The organism is Leucobacter ruminantium (genome assembly GCF_017565705.1).
Classification (GTDB): Bacteria; Actinomycetota; Actinomycetes; order Actinomycetales; family Microbacteriaceae; genus Leucobacter; species Leucobacter ruminantium.
The window spans coordinates 210,281-228,166 of record NZ_JAGDYL010000001.1 but is presented as its reverse complement, the minus strand read 5'-3'; the positions used below and the strand labels follow the sequence as shown (position 1 = coordinate 228,166).

The following is a 17,886-nucleotide window of genomic DNA, read 5'->3' as shown; positions in this document are numbered from 1 at the left end:
TCCGCCCCGCCCGGCCGCTCTCGGCGGCTCCCGGTGTCAGCTCCTGCGCTTGACATCCGTGTACGGGTCATTGGACGATTGCTGTTGTCATCAACTTATCACATGTCAGTCCAGTGGGAAGGGGGATTTTCCCCCACCGCGACCGGCGGAGACGTGCGAGAGATTCAATGGAGAGTGAGAAATGGCCGCCACGGGAAGAAGCTCCTGGAACGTCGTCAAGATCAGCCCGGCAACGCACCCGCTGGTGCTCGGCACGGCCGGTGAGCTGGAGTCGTACGACCCTGCAACCGGCGAGCTCGTCGCGACCGTCGCGACCTCCGGGATATCGGACGTCGACGACGCCATCGATCGTGCGGCCGCACGCGTGCGGCGATCGCCGTGGCGCAACGACGGCGCCCTCCGCGCCCGAGTGCTCTTCCGCTGGGCCGCGCGCATGCGGGAGAACAGCGAGTGGCTCGCCGAACTCCTCACCCGAGAGCAGGGCAAGACACTCGGCCAGGCGCGCGGCGAAGTCGCGAGCAGCATCAGCATGATCGAGTACAACGCGGGTCTCGCGCGCGCCATCTACGGCCGCTCCATCGCGCTGAAGGAGGGCGTGCACGGCGTCGTGCTGCGCGAGCCCGTCGGCGTCATCGCGGCCATCACGCCCTGGAACTACCCGCTGAACCTCACCATCCGCGCCGTGGCCCCCGCGCTCGCCGCGGGCAATGCCGTCGTCGTGAAGCCCGCGAGCCTCACCCCGGCGATCGTCGCCGCCGCGATGTCGCTGCTCGACCACGAGGACCTGCCCGCCGACATCGCCGCCGTCGTGGTGGGCCCGGGCGGCACCGTCGGCGACCGCCTCGTGACCCATCCCGACGTCGACATGATCGCCTTCACCGGTGACTCCTCGACGGGCATCAACGTCATGAAGAGCGCGGCGGACGGTCTGAAGCGGGTATCGCTCGAACTCGGTGGCAAGTCGCCGAACATCGTCTTCGCGGACGCTGACATGGAGAAGGCGCTTGCCGGCGCCGAGAACGCGATCTTCTCGGCGGCGGGGCAGATCTGCACGGCGGGAAGCCGCCTGCTCGTCGAGGAGTCGATCAAGGATGAGTTCGTCGGGCGCCTCGCCGAGCGGGCCGAGGCCATGCGGGTCGGCGACGGCCTCGATCCCTCATCGGAGATGGGACCGGTCGTCTCGGCGGAGCAGAAGCGCACGGTGCTCGACTACATCGAGATCGGCCGCAGCGAGGGCACGATCATCGCCGGAGGCGAGGCCATGGAGAGCGGCGCGCACGCGAACGGCCACTTCGTGCGACCCACGATCGTCGCCGATCTGCCGAGTACGTCGCGGCTGGTCGCCGAGGAGGTCTTCGGCCCCGTGCTGGCGGTGCAGCCGTTCGCCGACGAGGATGAGGCGATCGCGATCGCCAACTCGTCGGAGTTCGGCCTCGCCTGCGGCCTGTGGACGAACGACCTCAACCGCACCTGGCGGATGGGGCGCGCGATCGAGTCGGGCACGATCTGGATCAACACTTACCACCACTTCTACGGCGAGACCGAGGTCGGGGGCTTCAAGCGCTCCGGCATCGGGCGCCAGCAGGGCATCGAGGGACTGCTCGAGTTCACCGAGACGAAGCACCTCAACTTCGACTCCAACCCGAACCTGTTCTGACCGCTGGTTGAGCGAGCGAAGCGAGTCGAAACCAACGTCCGCCCGCAGGTTTCGACTCGTCGCAAGCTCCTCGCTCAACCGGCGGGGCAGTTCGGCGTCGCCGCCTTTCCGTTCCAACGATCCAGCGTCCACTGCACGATCTGCGGGGTGAGCGGCGAATCCGCGGCGACGAGGGTGTTGTGGCTGAGACCGGGGAAGGTGCGGTAGTCGATCTGCTCGCCTGCTCGGCACCGACCCTCGACCCAGTCGTGCTGCATCTGAGGTTTCACGAGCGGGTCGGCGAGACCCTGCGCGACCATCACCGGCGCCGGGAACGGTCCCTTCGGCTCCTGCGCCTTGAGTCGATCGCCGAACGGGCCGTCGAGCACGCTGTCGGGGAAGATCTGATTGGGCACCTGGGAACCGCGCAGCAGCGCGGCGAGCGCGTCCCGACCGTCGAAGCAGTGGTCCGCGATCTGCTCCACGGGCCCCGCGGAGCCGGGGGTGAGGTGCTGCTCGAGCTCGAGATCGGGGTAGATTCGGTCCCAGGTGGAGGCAATGTAAGCCGAGACCGTCTTCCCGCCGACCTCGGTCTTCTCGATCTCCGCGAGTCCGAAGAGATCCGAGGCCGGGGCGAAGGCGGCGATGCCCTTGACGGTCAGTTCGGGGGCGTAGTCCTCGGCGATCTGTCCCGTCCAGAGCGCGCCCTGCCCGCCCTGCGAGTGGCCCCAGACGACGGTGTCGGTGGTGGTCCGAATGTGACCGAGCTGCTGCACCGCGCGTGACGCGTCGAGCACGTTCCTGGCTTCGGCCTCCCCAATGAGGTACGGGTGCGGACCCTCGGTGCCGAGTCCGATGTAGTCGGAGATCACGCCCGCCCAGCCGTGCTCGGTCACCATCTCGGCGAGGGCCGCTCCCGCGCCGTCCGCGAAGGGCGTCGCGCTGAGCGAGGGCGCGCATTTGGGCACCACACCGGTTGTTCCGTGCGAGATCGTGAGCAGGGGGAGAGGGGTCTTACCGCGCTGCTTCGGCGCGATCACGGTGCCGCTCGAGACGGCGGGGGAGCCGTCGGGGTGCGTGGTCGTGTAGAGGATCTTCCAGGCCTCCGCCCCGGCTGGGACGCCGGTGGTGAGGGGCTCGGAGCGCAGCAGCCTGCCCGGTTCGTCGGGAACCTGCGAGGGCGCGGTGTAGAAGCCGTCGGGCTCGGGCAGCGGCACGCCGCCGAGGATGGAGCCGCTGCCCCAGGCGAACGCCACGGCGACGACGAGCGCCGCGACCGAGCCGATCGTGCGGGTCCAGCGACGGAGGACCGGGTGCCGCGTGCCGGCGGCGGCAGGTGCGGCTAGGGATCCCTTCCGGGGCAGCAGCCCGACGAGTGCCCGCAGGCCGAAGAACACGAACCAGGCGCCGAGCGCGTACCTGAAGACGGTGAGGGTGAGCACCGGCCAGGCGAAGGTCAGAGCGCCGAAGATCACCGTCGCGGCAGCGGCGATGATCTCGGAGGCGCGGTCCGATGCCGCCGCTCGCAGCGCGCGCAGTGCGGAGAAGAGCCCGTGCGCGATGAGTGCCGCGCCGATCAAGGCGGCGAGCCCCGGGGCGCCCAGGGAAGGCCAGAGTGCGATGATCGTTCCCAGCGCGAGCACCACGAACCCTAGTCCGATTCCGGATGCCGAGAGCGCATCACGGTGCTCGTGGCGGTCTCGCCCAGCGCGCAGCAGCAGTGCGACGCCGGTGAGCGAGAGCCCGATGCCGACGATGACAGCGATTGCCTGCGGTGAGAGCGGTGCCAGGATCAGTGCGACTCCCGCGAGCACCGAGCTGAGCCCGAGCATGATGCGGAGCGGCGTCGTCGAGTGGGCTGCCGAGTGGGTCATGCACCCACTTTGGCACAGGCCCTCACCGCACGGGTAGAACCCTTGCGCAGCCACGGCGAACTAGACTGAACGGGTTATGGCGCATCTTCTGGGGGCCGAGGCCCTGCACCTCGAGGTTCCGACCAAGGTCGTGTTCGACTCCGTGACCCTCGGCGTGGCCGAGGGCGACCGCATCGGCATCGTCGGCCGCAACGGCGACGGGAAGTCGTCGCTGCTCATGATGCTCGCGGGGCGACGGGAGCCCGACGGTGGGCAGGTCACGAAGCGCTCCGGCACGACGATCGGCGTGCTCGATCAGGCCGATGCGTTCGACGCCGATGAGACGGTGGGGCACGCGATCGTCGGCGATCGGCCCGAGTACGAGTGGGCGGGCGAGGCGCGCACGCGCAACGTGATCGACGGCCTCGTCGGAGACCTCGGCTGGGACGCCCGGCTCGACGCGCTCTCCGGCGGGCAGCGGCGACGGGTGGCCCTCGCACGGCTGCTGGTCGGCGACCATGAGATGCTCTTCCTCGACGAGCCGACCAACCACCTCGACGTCGAGGGCATCGCCTGGCTCGCCGAGCACCTGAAGCGCCGCTGGCCCGCGGGGCAGGGGGCGCTGCTCGTCGTGACGCACGACCGCTGGTTCCTCGACGAGGTGTGCACCACCACGTGGGAGGTGCACGACCGCATCGTCGAGCCGTTCGAGGGCGGCTATGCCGCGTACATCCTGCAGCGGGTGGAGAGGGATCGCCAGGCCGCCGCGATCGAGCAGAAGCGGCAGAACCTCGCACGCAAGGAGCTGGCGTGGCTGCGCCGAGGGGCTCCCGCGCGCACATCCAAGCCGAAGTTCCGCATCGACGCCGCCAACGCGCTCATCGCCGACGTGCCCGAGATCCGCGACCGGGTCTCGCTGCAGTCGATGGCGGTGCAGCGCCTCGGCAAGGAGGTCGTGAACCTGGAGGAGGCGGGTGTCGCGTACGACGGGCGCACGATCCTCGAAGACGTCGAGTGGCGGCTCGCCCCCGGCGAGCGCACGGGTATCCTCGGCGTGAACGGCGCGGGCAAGTCGACGCTGCTCGGCCTCATCTCGGGCGACGTCGAGCCGACGAGCGGCACTGTGAAGCGCGGCAAGACCGTGAAAGTCGCGACGCTCACGCAGCGTCTCGACGAACTCGAGGAGCACCTGAACGAGCCGGTGCGCACGGTGATCGGGCGGTTGCGTACGAGCTTCACGGTCGGCAGCGGTTCGAAGGCGCAGGAGCTCACGCCGGGGCAGATGCTCGAGCGCATGGGGTTCACGAGCGCGCAGCTGTCGACCCCGGTGAAGGATCTCTCGGGTGGGCAGAAGCGGCGGCTGCAGCTGCTGCTCATCCTGCTCGATCAGCCGAACGTGCTGATCCTCGACGAGCCGACCAACGACCTCGACACCGACATGCTGGCCGCGATGGAGGACCTGCTCGACTCGTGGCCCGGCACCCTCATCGTGGTATCGCACGACCGGTACTTCCTGGAGAGGGTGACCGATCAGCAGTACGCGATCCTCGACCGGCACCTGCGGCACCTGCCAGGCGGAGTGGACGAGTACCTGCGGCTGCGCGCGGCGCAGGAGGCCGCCTCCGCCGATCCCTCCCGCCGATCGAGCGAGCGAAGCGAGTCGAAGTCGAGCGAGCCGGGTTTCGACTCGGCTTCGCCTCGCCGGGCCGGCGGTGCGGCGGCACCCGCCCTTTCCGGAGCGGAGCGCCGCGCGGCCGAGAAGGAACTCGCCTCGGTGGAGCGCAAGATGGAGCGCCTGCAGGCCGATATCGTGAGGTCGCGCGATGGTCTCGCCGAGCTCGACCAGAGCGATTACGCGCTGCTGAACGCCGAGATGGCGAAGATCACGGCCGTCGAGGACGAGGTGGCCGAGCTCGAGGAGCGCTGGCTCGAGCTGTCGACGCTATTGGAATAGTCGTTTGGAGCGACTATCGGCCTGTGATTACGGCTAGTTTCTGGAAGTGCCAGTAGTCTCGTGATGCTTTTGCTGTAGACTTGTATGTGCAATCCGGAGCATTCCAGCGGCAATGCTCGATAGCTCCGGAGGCCCCCGGTCTCATGCTTCGGCTGCCGGGGGTTGCTTCGTTTCACAGCGAGATGATCCTGAGTAGTGGCTCGAGCGGCGCGACGTAGCCGATGTTGCTGCCTCGCTCCTTATGATTCTGCGCGAACGACACGATGTCGGGAACCCAGAGCAGCGTTTCGACTGCGGGGGACGTGAACAAGACCTGCGTTTGTCCGATCCTCTGGGCTCGTCTGGCGCTCCTGACGGTCCGCTGATCCCTGGCACGTTGACGCTGATGATGTCGTTCCTCGGCGATGACGAGAGACGGGCGCTGTGAGACATCGCCTCGATGCAACGCCTCGAGCAACGCCGTAAGACAGACTTCGCGCGCACGCTCATCTCCGTCCGCTATAACTTCGATGGGCGACTTCACCGCGAGGAGAAAAGACTCGTCGGCCTCGGCTTCAGCGAGGTACTCGCAGAGCTCCCGTATCTTGCGTGCCTTTCCGGAACCGTGTGCTTCGTTCGTGTGCCAGTAAGTGCCGCCTACGATATCGACGAGGTCGCGTCTCACCGGCTCATGAAGCCGAACTGGTGAGACGTAAGCGGTGGCGATGTAGAACGTGCGGCCGCCGTGAGCGACTTCTGGCACGACGTAGCTCTCGTCGACGAAGGCTACATGCGTGTCGGCGCCGAGGCGTCGATACGCATCTTGGAGCAGTCGCAACCGCGTTGCCTGGATTTCGGACGCTACCATTCACGAATCGTCCCAGGCGCATACGACATTCACGGGGACGAGCTCGAGGAGCGCTGGCTGGAGCTGTCGGTGCCCTGCTGAGCCCCACTACCGCAACATCGCGTGTGAAGGCCCCCTCGAGCGATCAAGGCGGTGTCCGGCCGTCTCGCTGCTCCACTTGACACTGCCCCATAGGGCAGGGTTTACGGTGGAGCCGGAGGTGGCAGCCATGCGAATCGGAGAACTCGCGCAGCGCTCGGGCGTCTCGACGAAGGCGATCCGCTACTACGAGCGGCTCGGACTGCTCTCGCCCGTGCGCGAGGAGAACGGGTACCGCTCGTTCAGCGAGCGCGACGCGCGGGTGGTGAGCGAGATCCGCGAGCTGAGCGGGCTCGGGATCGCGCCGAGCCGCGCGCGGCCGTTCGTGGAGTGCCTGGATGCGGGCCATGAGCACGGCGACGAGTGCGTCAGCTCGCTCGCGGTGTACCGCGACGCGATCGCCGAGATCGACCGCGTGGCGGCTGAGCTGACGCGGCGGCGGGCCGAGCTGCAGGAGCGCCTCGACGCGGGCGCGTCGAGGACGTTCGATCGGTCGCCGCCGCCCGACGACCGGAAGGAGACGAGGATGACCGACTACACGATCCTGCCCGAGGGGCTGCCGGTGCCAGAGGACGACGGGGCCGCGCGGCACCTGCCGGGCCTGGCGCTGCCGCCGCTGGAGCTGGCCACGAGCGACGGCGGATCCGCCCGTCTCGACGAGCTGGGGTCCGGACGCACGGTGATCTATCTCTACCCCCTCACGGGCCGCCCCGGAGTGGACCTGCCGGATGGGTGGGACGCGATCCCCGGCGCGCGGGGCTGCTCGACGGAGGCGTGCGACTTCCGGGACCACTTCTCCGAGCTGCACGAGGCCGGAGCCGCCCGCGTGTTCGGGATGTCGAGCCAGAGCCCGAGCTACCAGGCCGAGGTCGTGGATCGCCTGCGGCTGCCGTTCCCGATGCTCTCCGACGTGTCACTCGCGCTGGCCGACGCGCTGCGGCTGCCGACCTTCGCGGCCGAGGGGCACGACCGTCTCTACAGCCGCCTCACGCTGGTCGTGGCGGACGGCGCGATCGAGCACGTCTTCTACCCGATCTTCCCGCCGAACACCCACGCGCAGCAGGTGCTGGCCTGGTTGCAGGAGCACCCTCGAACGGAGGGCGGATCGTGACCGTCGCAGCCCAACCCGCGCCCAGGCCACGGTACAGCTCGACCTTCATCTTCGAGACGGGGGAACTCACCGAGGAGTTCCACCGCCTCGACGGCGAGATCGCGCGCCGGGCGCGCGAGATCCCCGGCTTCCTGGGGGAGGAGGCCTGGCACAATGAGGAGACCGGCCTGCATGCCGAGGTCTACTACTGGACCGACATGGATGCTCTGCAGCAGCTCATGGGCATGGATACGCATCGGCTTGCGAAGAGCCGCCACGACGAGTGGCTCGGCGACTACCGCGTCGTCATCTCGGAGGTGCGGTCCGTCTACGGCAACCCGATCCTCGGCCTTGACCACCGACCCGGACGGGATCGGCCGTGACCGGCATCTTCACCGGCCTGAGCGCGTTCCCGCTGACCCCGCTGCGCGACGACCGCGTCGACGAGTGCGCCTTCGCGGGGCTCATCGAGCGCCTCGTCACGGCGCGCGTGGATTCGATCACTGCGCTCGGTTCGACGGGATCCTACGCCTACCTCACCCCGGAGGAGCGTGCCAGCGTGGCCCGCCTCGCCGTCGAGCACGCAGGGTCGACGCCCGTGTTCGTCGGGGTCGGGGGACTGCGCACCTCGCACGTCCTCGCCCATGCCGCATCCGCCGAGGCAGCCGGTGCGGCGGGTCTGCTGCTGGCGCCGATGAGCTATCAGCCGCTGACCGTGGACGACGTGTTCGAGCTCTACCGCACCGTCACCGCCTCGACGGAGCTGCCGGTGATCGTCTACGACAACCCGGGTACGACCCGCTTCACGTTCACGGTAGAACTGTATGCGCGTATTGCCGAGCTGCCGGGCATCGCGTCGATCAAGATCCCGGGCGTGCCCGCGAATTCGGCCGAGGCCTCCGAGAGGATCGCCGCGATCCGGGCGGTGGTACCTGAGCACGTCACGATCGGAGTCTCGGGAGACGCGTCCGCCGCCGCGGGGCTGAACGCCGGCTGCGACGCCTGGTACTCCGTCATCGGCGGCACTCTGCCCGGCGCCGCGCTGGGCATCACCCGCGCTGCGCAAGCGGGACGCGCGGCCGAAGCCGTCGCCGAGTCGAAACGGCTCGCGCCCCTGTGGGGGCTCTTCTCCGAGTTCGGGGGAAGCCTGCGCGTGACCGCCGCGATCGCCGAGCACCTCGGTCTCGCGCCGAGGAACTGCCTGCCGCTGCCGATCCAGGGGCTCACCGAGGCGCAGCGCGATCGCGTCGCCGCCGTGGTGGGCGAACTCGGTCTCACCTGAGGCGCCTCGGCCGGGAACCGGACGGCGAGGGTGGACGCCGTCTTACGGCGTGTGACGAGTCCCCGCGCGCCGCGCGGGCGACGTGTGGTGAACTCATCGCCATGAGCATCCCACGACTGCTGGATCACATCGTCATCGCCGGTCCCGACCTCGACGCCCTTGTCGCCTGGTTCGCCGAGCGCACCGGGGTCACCGCGGCCCCCGGCGGTGCGCACCCGACGGGCACCGCGAACGCGCTCGTCGCCCTCACCGTCGATGGGAGGCGGGGCCCGCACTACATCGAGCTCATCGGACCCGACCCGGCGAGGGCGGGCGAGGCCCCGCCGAAGACCTTCGGCATCGACGGCCTCGCCGGGCCGAGCGTGCAAGCCTACGCGGTGCACCCCGAAGACATCGACGCCACGGTCGCAGGCGCGCGCGAGCGCGGTTATGATCCGGGCGAGGTGCGCGGCCTCTCGCGGCGCACGCCCGGCGGGCAGCTGCTCGAGTGGCGGCTCACGGGAACCGGCGAGGATCGTCTCGACCTGCCCTTCCTCATCGACTGGGGCAGCACACCGCAGCCGGGTCTCGGTGACCTCCCGTCGATCGAACTCGTCTCCTTCGTGCGGGTCGAGGCCGATCCCTCGCTGCTGCGCCAGACGCTCGCTGCCCTCGGGCTCGGGGACGGTGCCGCTGCGGTCGAAGCGGGGGAGGAGCCCGGCTACCGCCTCGAACTGCGTCTCGCCGATGGCGAGAGCCTCGTGCTGCGAGGCCGGTCGTGAGCGACCCGCGAGACGTCTACCTCGCGTATCAGCAGCGGAACGCGCGGCCGTCGGCGGCGCCCGACGATGCTCCGTCGGGCTTCGCGGGTGCGGGCGCGGCCGCGGCCGACGAGATCGGCGGCGCGGTCGACGCCCTGCGCCCCGAACTGCAGGCGCTGGCGGTGTCGCTCTTCGAAGAGCCCGAGATCGGTTTCGCCGAGCACCGCTCGGTGCGCAAGCTCGCCGCACTGCTCGAGCGGCACGGCGTGCGGGCCGAGGTCGGCGCGTTCGGTCTCGACACCGCGCTGCGCGCCACGGTCGGCTCGGGCGACGGCCCCCACTTCGCGGTCATCGCCGAATACGACGCGCTCCCCGGCATCGGCCAGGCCTGCGGGCACAACATCATCGCCGGGATCGGGGTCGGCGCCTTCCTCGCGGCGGCACCGGTTGTCGAGCGACTCGGTGGCAGGCTCTCGCTCATCGGCACGCCCGCCGAGGAGAACGGCGGAGGCAAGGAGCACATCATCCGCGCGGGTGGTTTCGACGGGGTCGACGCGGCGGGCATGGTGCATCCCGGCGGGGGATCGGCCCTGTCTCCCGTGGCCGGCGAGCGCAGCACCGGGGTGCGCCGCGTCGCCGTCACCTATCGCGGGCGTGCAGCCCACGCAGCCGGAGCACCCTGGCTCGGCCTCAACGCCCTCGACGCGGTCGTCACCGCCTATCAGTCGGTCGCTCAGCTGCGGCAGCACATCCTCCCGATCGACCGCGTGCACGGCATCATCACCGACGGCGGCGCGGCGCCCAACATCGTCCCCGAGCGCGCGTCCGCCCTGTTCTACGTGCGCTCCGGCGAGATCGACACCCTGCGCGCGCTGACCGACCGTGTCGTCGCCGCACTCGAGGGCGCGGCGCTCGCCACCGGCACCGCGGCGGAGATCGAAGTCGATCCGGTGCCGCCCTACCTGCCGCTCGAACCCAACGTCGCGCTCACGAAGCGCTGGGCCGCGGCGCTCGCGGCCCGAGGTCGCGTGGCGCCGCCGTCGCCGCCGGTTCCCGTGCTGAGCGGCGCCTCCACCGATATGGGCAACGTCACCCAGCTGATCCCCGCCATCCACCCCTCCATCGGGCTCGGCGGACCGGAAGACGTGCAACCGCACAACGCGGTTTTCGCCGAGTGGTCGGTGCGGGCCGCGGCGTTCGATGCGATGGCCGACGCCGCGTTCGGGCTCGCCTGCGCCGCGGCCGACTACCTCGCCGACGCCGAGCTGCGCGCAGCCGTCGCGGAGGAGTTCGTCGCGCGAGGCGGCCGCTACCGCTGGGGCGAATGACGACGCGCCACCACGCAGCAGCGCCCCGGGCAGGGTTCGAGCTCCGCCTCGACGCCGCTGCAGTCGGCGCCGTCGAGCACGCCGCGCACGAAATGCCGGTTCGCGCCGCAGGCGAGTTCGCGATGCTGCCGCGCGATCGCGTCGAACGGGCAGTTGCGCAATAGCACCTCGTCGCGATCGACGTCGGCCTCGTAGCCGAGGGCGGTGAGCACCGATCCCGCGCGGGCGAGAACATCATCCGTGGAGGAGGCTGCAGGTGCCGTGTCGCTCGGATGCGCGCCCGCGCCGGCGGCGCGGCCCGCGGCGAGGGCGGCTGCGTCGATCGCCGATTCGAGGTCCTCGCTGTCCGCGCGGGTCCGCTCGATCGCCGCGGCGAGGATGTGGCCCATCATGTCGTAGCGCCGTTCGGGAAGCGACACGCGGAATTCCGTCGCCGACCTACGGTAGAGCTTCGCGGGTCGCCCGGCGCCCGGTCCGCGCCGGCCGGTCAGGCGCCGGTACTCGATGTCGAGCACGCCCTCATCGGCGAGGCGATCGAGGTGGAATTTCGCCTTCGAGACGGGGATGTCGAGGGCCTCTGCGGCTTCCTCGCGGCTCACCGCGCTGCGACGGCCCACGATGAAGCGGTAGAGGCGCATGCGCAACGGGTCGGAGAGGGAGCCGATCGCGGTTACCGAGGGGTGTTCGGACATGCACCCATTCTATCGTCCGCAGAACTTGACTTTAGAGGTCGGGATATCTAACGTTCATATTAACTTCCGATAGAAGCATCGATCTTGCGAAGGACCCCGATCATGTCCGCAATCCAAGCCCCGTCCAGCCGAGGCCGCATGTCCGAGCCTCGAGCGGCGACCGCGTCGCCTTCCTCCTGCTGCGCACCGTCTACACGGTGGCGCCGATCCTCTTCGGTCTCGATAAGTTCGTCCGCGTCCTGACCGACGATTGGGAGCGCTACCTGGCCCCATGGATGGACCGCCTCATCCCCGGCAATGCCACGACCGCCATGGCGATCGTGGGTGTTGTCGAGATCGTCGCCGGTGTCGTAGTGGCGTTCCTGCCCCGGTTCGGCGGTCTGCTCGTTGCAGCCTGGCTCGCGGGAATCATCGTCAGTCTCGTCTCCGTGGGCGGTTACCTCGACATCGCTCTGCGCGACTTCGGCCTGCTCGTCGGCGGCCTCGCGCTGTCCGCGCTCGCGTTCTCCCGACGCGCGACGAGGTCGTAGTGCCGACGGGAACGTCGCTTCCCCTCGGAAGCGCGTCGGGACATACTGGGAATCGTGAACAGCGAGGTACGTCCCGCGACGGTGTTCGAAGACGTCGCGGCGGTGGTCGGGCCGAAGAAGCCGACATCGAATGTCTGCTTCTGCCTGAGCTACCGCATCGGTAACAAGGAGAACAACGCGCTGCGCGAGCCGGCGCGCTCCGCACGTGTGCGCGAGCTGTGCGCGCAGGATCCACCGCCCGGCGTGCTCGCCTACCTCGACGACGAACCGGTGGGCTGGGCGGCCGTGCATCCGCGGGCGGACACCAGCTTCGCTCGGAACCGCCTGATCCCTCATGTCGATGACCTCGACGTGTGGTCGCTGTGGTGCTTCCGCGTGCGCCCCGGGCACCGCAAGCAGGGGATCATGCACGCGCTCATCGACGGTGCGGTCGAGCACGCGAGGCGCAGCGGCGCGCCAGCGATCGAGGGCTACCCGGTCGACAACGGCGACGCGCGCGTGGACCTGACCATGGCCTACGTCGGCACGCGCCGCCTGTTCGAGAAGGCCGGTTTCGCGAAGGCGGCCGACACGGGATCGGTGCTCAACGGCTTTCCGCGCGTGCTCATGCGGCTCGAGCTGGCCTGAGCGCGGATCGGGTGAGGGACCCCTCGCGGCCCTTCGGCCGCCGCGGACCCTCACCCGGCACGAATGTCCGCGTTCCCCGCTAGCCTGGGGAGCAGGGCCGCTCGGCCCTGACGACGTTCCGAGGAGGGAGCCCCCGTGGCCTATCGAGTTCAAGGTGTTGTAGTGCGGGAGAAGAACGCGCCCGCGACGATCGAGACGATCATCGTGCCCGAGCCGGGCCCGGGCGAGGTGGTCGTCGACGTGCTCAGCTGCGGCGTCTGCCACACCGACTACCACTACCAGCAGGGCGGCATCGGCGACGAGTTCCCCTACCTGCTGGGCCATGAGTCGACGGCTCGCGTCGCGGTGGTCGGCGAGGGCGTGACCGAGGTCGCGGTCGGGGATCGCGTGATCCTGAACTGGCGCGCCGTGTGCGGCCAGTGCCGGGCGTGCAAGAAGGGGCAGCCCCAGTACTGCTTCGCCACGCACAACGCGAAGCAGAAGATGACCCTCGAGGACGGCACGGAGCTGTCGGCGGCGCTCGGTATCGGGTCCTTCGCCGAGAAGACGCTCGTCGCCGCCGGACAGTGCACGAAGATCGACGAGGAGTCCGACGCCGCGGCGGTCGGGCTGCTCGGCTGCGGCATCATGGCGGGTATCGGCGCCGCTATCAACACGGGCGAGGTGAAGCGCGGCGAGTCGGTGGCCGTGATCGGATGCGGCGGTGTCGGCACGGCGGCGATCGCGGGCGCACAGCTCGCGGGAGCCACCACGATCATCGCGGTCGACATCGACGACGCGAAGCTCGAACAGGCGAAGCGGTTCGGTGCGACGCACACGGTGAACTCGCGCTCCGACGACCCGGTCGAGGCGATCCAGGGCTTCACGGGAGGTTTCGGCGCCGACGTGGTGATCGACGCCGTGGGACGCCCCGAGACCTACAAGCAGGCCTTCTACGCGAGGGATCTCGCGGGCCGCGTGGTGCTCGTCGGCGTGCCGACGCCCGATATGAAGCTCGAACTGCCGCTGCTCGACGTGTTCGGTCGGGGCGGATCCCTCAAGTCCTCCTGGTACGGCGACTGCCTGCCGAGCCGCGACTTCCAGATGCTCATCGACCAGTACAAGCTGGGTCGCCTCGACCTCGAGGGGTTCGTGACCGAGCGCATCGGTCTCGGCGACGTGGAGGAGGCCTTCGGCAAGATGGCCGGCGGCAACATTCTGCGCTCGGTGGTGGTGCTCTGATGGTCGTGCGGATCGAACGGCTCGTCACGAGCGGCACCTTCTCGCTCGACGGAGGCACCTGGGAGGTCGACAACAACGTCTGGATCGTCGGCGACGATGCCGAGGTCATCGTGATCGATCCCGCCCATGACGCGGCGGCAGCCGCCGCGGCTGTGGGAGAGCGCAGGGTCCACGCGGTCCTGCTGACCCACGGGCACGACGACCATATCAGGGCCGCGCGCGAGGCGGCGGACCTGCTGCACGCTCCGCTCTACCTGAACCCCGCCGACCGGATGCTGTGGGACGCCGTGTACGACGAGGCTCCCGACGCGGCGATCGCCGACGGAGACGTCTACGCCGTCGCGGGCGTCGAGCTGCACGCGAAGCACACGCCCGGGCACTCGCCCGGATCCACCTGCTTCGTCGCACCGGCTCTGGGCGCGGTGTTCACCGGCGATACGCTCTTCCAGGGCGGGCCGGGGGCGACGGGGCGCTCGTACAGCAGCTTCGAGACGATCATCGATTCGATCCGCGAGCGGCTGCTGACGCTCCCCGAGGAGACCGTGGTCTACACGGGTCACGGCGACACGACGACCATCGGCGCCGAGAAGCCGCACCTCCAGGAGTGGATCGACCGCGGCCACTGAGCGAACGAGCCCCACCCGCCACTGAGCGAACGAGCGAAGCGGGTCGAGACCACGGTGGTCTCGACTCGCTTCGCTCGTCCAGTCGACGGAGGGCACGCCGACCGATGGTCAAACCCTGCTCATCCGCTGCCGCTGCTCTTGCGCGCCTGACGCGAGAGCGAGTCGATCGTCACGGCGAGCACGAGCACGCCGCCGGTCACCATGTAGCGCACGAAGGCGTCGACGCCGATGAGGTTGAGGCCGCTCGTGATCGACTGCAGCACGAGCATGCCGAACAGCGCGGAGTAGACGGATCCGCGCCCGCCGAACAGGCTCGTGCCGCCGATGACGGCCGCCGCGATCGCCATCAGGTTGGTGTCGGTGCCGCCGCTCGTCTGGCTGACCGACTGCAGGCGTGCGGCCGCGAGCACTCCGCCGAGCGCCGCGAAGGTCGAGCACAGTGCGAAGACCGAGATGTAGACGCGGTTGACGTTGATTCCGGCTCGACGGGCCGCCTCGGCATTGCCGCCGACGGCGTACACGTGCCGCCCCCAGGTCGTGCGGCGCAGCAGGAAGTCCATGCCGATGATCACGCCCACCCACAGCAGCGGCATGGCGCCGATGCCGCGGTCGAGGTTGAGGTACCAGGCCACCAGCGCCACGGCCGCGATCAGCACGACCGCGCGGATCACCGCAGAGCGCACGCTCGGCGCCGACAGGTTCGCGGCGGCGCGGCGCCTGATGGTGCGCAGTCTCGCCAGGAAGTAGACCGCGCCGATCGCGACGGCGAGCGCGTAGGACGCCCACGGCGGCAGGAAGGTGAAGTTGGCGAAGGCGATCAGCGCCGACTCGCCCGGAAGGTTGACCGTGCCGTTCTTGCCGAGCGTCAGCAGCTGCAGACCGAGGAAGGCGAGCAGGCCTGCCAAGGTGATCACGAAGCTCGGCACGCCGAATCTCGTGCAGAGCACCCCGTAGAGCATGCCGATCACCAGCCCGGTGCAGAGGGCGGCGAGGATGGCCGCCGGCAGTGGCCAGCCGAGGTAGACGAGCAGCACGGCGAGCACGGCGCCGGAGAGTCCGGAGACCGAGCCGACGGAGAGGTCGATCTCGCCGAGCAGCAGCACGAGCACGATCCCGACGGAGATCATGCCGATCGTCGCGGAGTCGAGGCTGAGCTGGACGAGGTTGCGCGAGGACAGGAAGCGGCTGTTCATCGCGTAGAACACGATCCAGATCACGATGAGCCCCACCACGACGGGGATCATCCCGAGGTCGCCCGATCGCAGGCGGCGCACCAGGTTGCCCCACAGCGCACGGGGAGAGTTGTCGTCGATGAGTCGCTCATCGGTTCGGTCGGCGAAGCTCATCGGGTTTCCTCCTTCGTCGAGGCGGCCGGTGCGGCCGCGTCGGTCGAGCGCGCCCTGCGTGCGGCGACCACGTTGTCGGAGGCGCCGGTGATCGCCGCGACGAGCTGTTCGGTCGTGACGTCCTCGATCGCGAACTCCGCGGCGTTGCGCCCGAGGCGCAGCACGTAGATGCGGTCGGAGACGGCCTGCACGTCGGCCATGTTGTGCGAGATCACGACGACGCCGAGGCCCGAGTCCCTGAGGCGCTCGATGAGGTTGAGTACTTCTGCGGTCTGGGCGACGCCGAGCGCCGCGGTCGGCTCGTCGAGCAGCACGACCTTGGGGGAGCCGACGAGGCTGCGGGCGATCGCCACCGTCTGGCGCTGTCCGCCCGAGAGTGAGGCGATGGGGATCCGCACCGAGGGGATCTTGGCCGACAGCTGGCGCAGCAGCTCCCAGCTGCGCGCCTCCATCGTCTCCTCGTCGAGGGCGCCGGCCCTGGTGGTCTCCTGGCCGAGGAAGAGATTGGCGACGACGTCGAGGTTGTCGGCGAGCGCGAGATCCTGGAAGACCGTCGCGATCCCGAGCGCCTGCGCGGCGCGCGGGCCGTGGATCTCGACCTGCTTCCCGTCGACTTCGATGGTTCCGGCATCCGGGCCGTACACGCCCGAGATGATCTTGACGAGCGTGGACTTGCCTGCGCCGTTGTCGCCGACGAGCGCGACGACCTCGCCTGGTCGCACATCGAAGTCGATGTCGGTCAGCGCCTGCACGGCGCCGAAGCGCTTGCCGATGCCGCGCAGCGACAGTACGGACTGAGTCATGGGGCCTCCTTGAGAGGTGGGGGAGCGGAGCGGCCCGAGGCCGCTCCGCTCCGCGTCGGTCAGGAGAGTCCGGCTGCCGCGCAGGCGTCGGCGTACTCGGCCGTGCAGATGTCTTCGACTTGGTAGAAGCCGTCGGCGACGACCGTGTCCTTCACGTTGTCCTTCGTGACCGAGATCGGGTCGAGGATGTACGAGGGGACGCCTTCGAAGTCGCTGGTGCCGCTGACATCCTTCCCCGTGGCGAGGTTCACGGCCAGTTCGGCGGCCTGCTCGGCTTCGAGCTTGATCGGCTTGTAGACCGTCATGTACTGCTGGCCGGCCACGATCCGCTGGATGGCCGCGAGCTCGGCGTCCTGGCCCGTGATCGGGGGCACGGCGTCGCCGCCTTCGGCGCGGAACGCGGCGAAGACTCCTCCGGCCTGTCCGTCGTTCGCGGCGTAGACGCCGGCGAGCGAACCCGGGTCGATCTTGTTGAACTGCGAGCTCGTGAACTTCTGCGCGTTGTCGGGGCTCCAGTCGGGGTTGTCGTACTCGCCGACGATGTTCAGGTTGCTCTTGTCGAGCACCGAGTGGGCGCCCTTCTTGAACTGGGCGGCGTTGGGGTCTGTGGGCGAGCCGTTGAGCATGAGGATGTCGCCCTTGTCGCCCGTCGCCTCGACGAGCGCTTCGCCTTGCATCTCGCCGACCCGCTCGTTGTTGAAGGAGATGTAGTAGTCGGCGCCCTCGATGAAGCGGTCGTAGGCGACGACGGGCACGTCGGAACTCTGCGCCGACTTGACGATCGAGGTCGCGGCCTTGCCGTCGACGGGGTCGAGAACGAGCACGGAGGCGCCGTCGGTCAGGGCCGACTCGGCCTGCTGCTGCTGTTTCGCCGCGTCCTGGTCGGCATTGAGGTAGTTGACCTTGCAGTCGGCGCACAGCTCCTTGACCTTGGCCTCGAAGAGCGGCTTGTCGAAGCTCTCGTAGCGGGTCGTCTTCGTCTCGGGAAGCAGCAGCGCGATCGTGGCGCCATCGCCCGAGTCGCCCGAGTCCGAGCCGCCGCCGTTCGATCCGCACGCTGCGAGGCCGCCGATGGCGAGGGTCAGGGTCGCCGTCACGGCGGCGACACGTTTGAAGGTGTTCACGTTGTCCTCCGAGAGATATCAGTCCACGACGTCGTGGAGTGAGCTCATTGAACTACATCGCGGATTAAGGGTCAATACATGAATGTAAAGAGATAAAGAATCGTATTTT

The 17,886-nt window shown here is 69.2% G+C and carries 17 protein-coding genes; 11 read left to right on the top strand and 6 right to left on the bottom strand.

Annotated elements, in window-relative coordinates; genetic code table 11:
* Nucleotides 1-181: 181 nt before the first annotated feature.
* The gene (locus J4H91_RS01040) at nucleotides 182-1,657 is read left to right on the top strand and encodes an aldehyde dehydrogenase family protein (RefSeq protein WP_208044385.1); all 1,476 of its coding nucleotides are present in this window, start codon (nucleotides 182-184) and stop codon (nucleotides 1,655-1,657) included.
* A 74-nt stretch (nucleotides 1,658-1,731) separates the two neighbouring features.
* On the opposite strand, the gene J4H91_RS01035 is transcribed toward J4H91_RS01040, so the two are convergent.
* On the bottom strand, nucleotides 1,732-3,510 hold the full coding sequence (locus J4H91_RS01035; protein WP_208044384.1) for a lipase family protein: 1,779 nt from the start codon (nucleotides 3,508-3,510) through the stop codon (nucleotides 1,732-1,734).
* A 76-nt stretch (nucleotides 3,511-3,586) separates the two neighbouring features.
* On the opposite strand from J4H91_RS01035, the gene J4H91_RS01030 reads away from it, so the two are divergent.
* Nucleotides 3,587-5,443: an ABC-F family ATP-binding cassette domain-containing protein gene (locus tag J4H91_RS01030; protein ID WP_208044383.1), complete on the top strand. Its 1,857-nt coding sequence runs from the start codon at nucleotides 3,587-3,589 to the stop codon at nucleotides 5,441-5,443.
* A 172-nt stretch (nucleotides 5,444-5,615) separates the two neighbouring features.
* Here the strand turns inward: J4H91_RS01030 and J4H91_RS01025 are convergent, their stop codons facing one another.
* Nucleotides 5,616-6,290 (bottom strand): hypothetical protein, encoded by a 675-nt coding sequence (locus J4H91_RS01025; RefSeq protein ID WP_208044382.1) that lies wholly within the window; start codon nucleotides 6,288-6,290, stop codon nucleotides 5,616-5,618.
* A gap of 208 nt (nucleotides 6,291-6,498) precedes the next feature.
* Here J4H91_RS01025 and J4H91_RS01020 point away from each other — a divergent pair, with 208 nt between their 5' ends.
* From J4H91_RS01020 to J4H91_RS01000, 5 genes are all read left to right on the top strand, one after another.
* Nucleotides 6,499-7,479, top strand: a complete 981-nt coding sequence (locus tag J4H91_RS01020) for a MerR family DNA-binding transcriptional regulator (protein WP_208044381.1) — start codon at nucleotides 6,499-6,501, stop codon at nucleotides 7,477-7,479.
* Nucleotides 7,476-7,841, top strand: a complete 366-nt coding sequence (locus tag J4H91_RS01015) for an antibiotic biosynthesis monooxygenase family protein (RefSeq protein WP_208044380.1) — start codon at nucleotides 7,476-7,478, stop codon at nucleotides 7,839-7,841. The genes J4H91_RS01020 and J4H91_RS01015 overlap by 4 nt, the downstream gene beginning before the upstream one ends.
* Before the next feature lie 5 nt (nucleotides 7,842-7,846).
* Nucleotides 7,847-8,740, top strand: a complete 894-nt coding sequence (locus J4H91_RS01010) for a dihydrodipicolinate synthase family protein (RefSeq protein WP_208044580.1) — start codon at nucleotides 7,847-7,849, stop codon at nucleotides 8,738-8,740.
* Between the two features lie 101 nt (nucleotides 8,741-8,841).
* The gene (locus tag J4H91_RS01005) at nucleotides 8,842-9,501 is read left to right on the top strand and encodes a VOC family protein (protein WP_208044379.1); all 660 of its coding nucleotides are present in this window, start codon (nucleotides 8,842-8,844) and stop codon (nucleotides 9,499-9,501) included.
* Nucleotides 9,498-10,808: an amidohydrolase gene (locus J4H91_RS01000; protein WP_208044378.1), complete on the top strand. Its 1,311-nt coding sequence runs from the start codon at nucleotides 9,498-9,500 to the stop codon at nucleotides 10,806-10,808. The genes J4H91_RS01005 and J4H91_RS01000 overlap by 4 nt, the downstream gene beginning before the upstream one ends.
* Here the strand turns inward: J4H91_RS01000 and J4H91_RS00995 are convergent.
* Nucleotides 10,790-11,500 (bottom strand): helix-turn-helix transcriptional regulator, encoded by a 711-nt coding sequence (locus J4H91_RS00995; protein WP_208044377.1) that lies wholly within the window; start codon nucleotides 11,498-11,500, stop codon nucleotides 10,790-10,792. The two genes, J4H91_RS01000 and J4H91_RS00995, sit on opposite strands and share 19 nt — an antisense overlap.
* A gap of 197 nt (nucleotides 11,501-11,697) precedes the next feature.
* Here J4H91_RS00995 and J4H91_RS00990 point away from each other — a divergent pair, with 197 nt between their 5' ends.
* The 4 genes from J4H91_RS00990 (at nucleotide 11,698) to J4H91_RS00975 (ending at nucleotide 14,504) form a co-directional block, all read left to right on the top strand.
* On the top strand, nucleotides 11,698-12,030 hold the full coding sequence (locus tag J4H91_RS00990; protein ID WP_341783374.1) for a hypothetical protein: 333 nt from the start codon (nucleotides 11,698-11,700) through the stop codon (nucleotides 12,028-12,030).
* A gap of 54 nt (nucleotides 12,031-12,084) precedes the next feature.
* The gene (locus tag J4H91_RS00985) at nucleotides 12,085-12,657 is read left to right on the top strand and encodes a GNAT family N-acetyltransferase (protein ID WP_208044376.1); all 573 of its coding nucleotides are present in this window, start codon (nucleotides 12,085-12,087) and stop codon (nucleotides 12,655-12,657) included.
* 135 nt (nucleotides 12,658-12,792) lie between these two features.
* Complete coding sequence (locus J4H91_RS00980; RefSeq protein ID WP_208044375.1) at nucleotides 12,793-13,878, top strand: S-(hydroxymethyl)mycothiol dehydrogenase; 1,086 nt, start codon at nucleotides 12,793-12,795, stop codon at nucleotides 13,876-13,878.
* Entirely contained in the window at nucleotides 13,878-14,504 is a 627-nt protein-coding gene (locus tag J4H91_RS00975; protein WP_208044374.1) for an MBL fold metallo-hydrolase, read from the top strand. Before J4H91_RS00980 ends, J4H91_RS00975 begins: the two co-directional genes overlap by 1 nt.
* A gap of 119 nt (nucleotides 14,505-14,623) precedes the next feature.
* Here J4H91_RS00975 and J4H91_RS00970 read toward each other — a convergent pair whose 3' ends face one another.
* Genes J4H91_RS00970 through J4H91_RS00960 form a run of 3 tightly spaced genes read right to left on the bottom strand, consistent with a single transcriptional unit; the run spans nucleotide 14,624 to nucleotide 17,777 of the window.
* Nucleotides 14,624-15,850: a sugar ABC transporter permease gene (locus J4H91_RS00970; RefSeq protein WP_208044373.1), complete on the bottom strand. Its 1,227-nt coding sequence runs from the start codon at nucleotides 15,848-15,850 to the stop codon at nucleotides 14,624-14,626.
* Nucleotides 15,847-16,653 (bottom strand): ATP-binding cassette domain-containing protein, encoded by an 807-nt coding sequence (locus tag J4H91_RS00965; protein WP_208044372.1) that lies wholly within the window; start codon nucleotides 16,651-16,653, stop codon nucleotides 15,847-15,849. The genes J4H91_RS00970 and J4H91_RS00965 overlap by 4 nt, the downstream gene beginning before the upstream one ends.
* Nucleotides 16,654-16,712: 59 nt before the next feature.
* Nucleotides 16,713-17,777 (bottom strand): substrate-binding domain-containing protein, encoded by a 1,065-nt coding sequence (locus tag J4H91_RS00960; RefSeq protein WP_208044371.1) that lies wholly within the window; start codon nucleotides 17,775-17,777, stop codon nucleotides 16,713-16,715.
* Nucleotides 17,778-17,886 lie beyond the last annotated feature (109 nt).

What these genes read in the sequence shown, in the direction of transcription:
- J4H91_RS00995 (WP_208044377.1), bottom strand. Translation starts at nt 11,500, where the DNA reads ATGTCCGAACACCCCTCGGTAACCGCGATCGGCTCCCTCTCCGACCCG.
- J4H91_RS00970 (WP_208044373.1), bottom strand. Translation starts at nt 15,850, where the DNA reads ATGAGCTTCGCCGACCGAACCGATGAGCGACTCATCGACGACAACTCT.
- J4H91_RS01025 (WP_208044382.1), bottom strand. Translation starts at nt 6,290, where the DNA reads ATGGTAGCGTCCGAAATCCAGGCAACGCGGTTGCGACTGCTCCAAGAT.
- J4H91_RS00975 (WP_208044374.1), top strand. Translation starts at nt 13,878, where the DNA reads ATGGTCGTGCGGATCGAACGGCTCGTCACGAGCGGCACCTTCTCGCTC.
- J4H91_RS01040 (WP_208044385.1), top strand. Translation starts at nt 182, where the DNA reads ATGGCCGCCACGGGAAGAAGCTCCTGGAACGTCGTCAAGATCAGCCCG.
- J4H91_RS01030 (WP_208044383.1), top strand. Translation starts at nt 3,587, where the DNA reads ATGGCGCATCTTCTGGGGGCCGAGGCCCTGCACCTCGAGGTTCCGACC.
- J4H91_RS01020 (WP_208044381.1), top strand. Translation starts at nt 6,499, where the DNA reads ATGCGAATCGGAGAACTCGCGCAGCGCTCGGGCGTCTCGACGAAGGCG.
- J4H91_RS00965 (WP_208044372.1), bottom strand. Translation starts at nt 16,653, where the DNA reads ATGACTCAGTCCGTACTGTCGCTGCGCGGCATCGGCAAGCGCTTCGGC.
- J4H91_RS01035 (WP_208044384.1), bottom strand. Translation starts at nt 3,510, where the DNA reads ATGACCCACTCGGCAGCCCACTCGACGACGCCGCTCCGCATCATGCTC.
- J4H91_RS01005 (WP_208044379.1), top strand. Translation starts at nt 8,842, where the DNA reads ATGAGCATCCCACGACTGCTGGATCACATCGTCATCGCCGGTCCCGAC.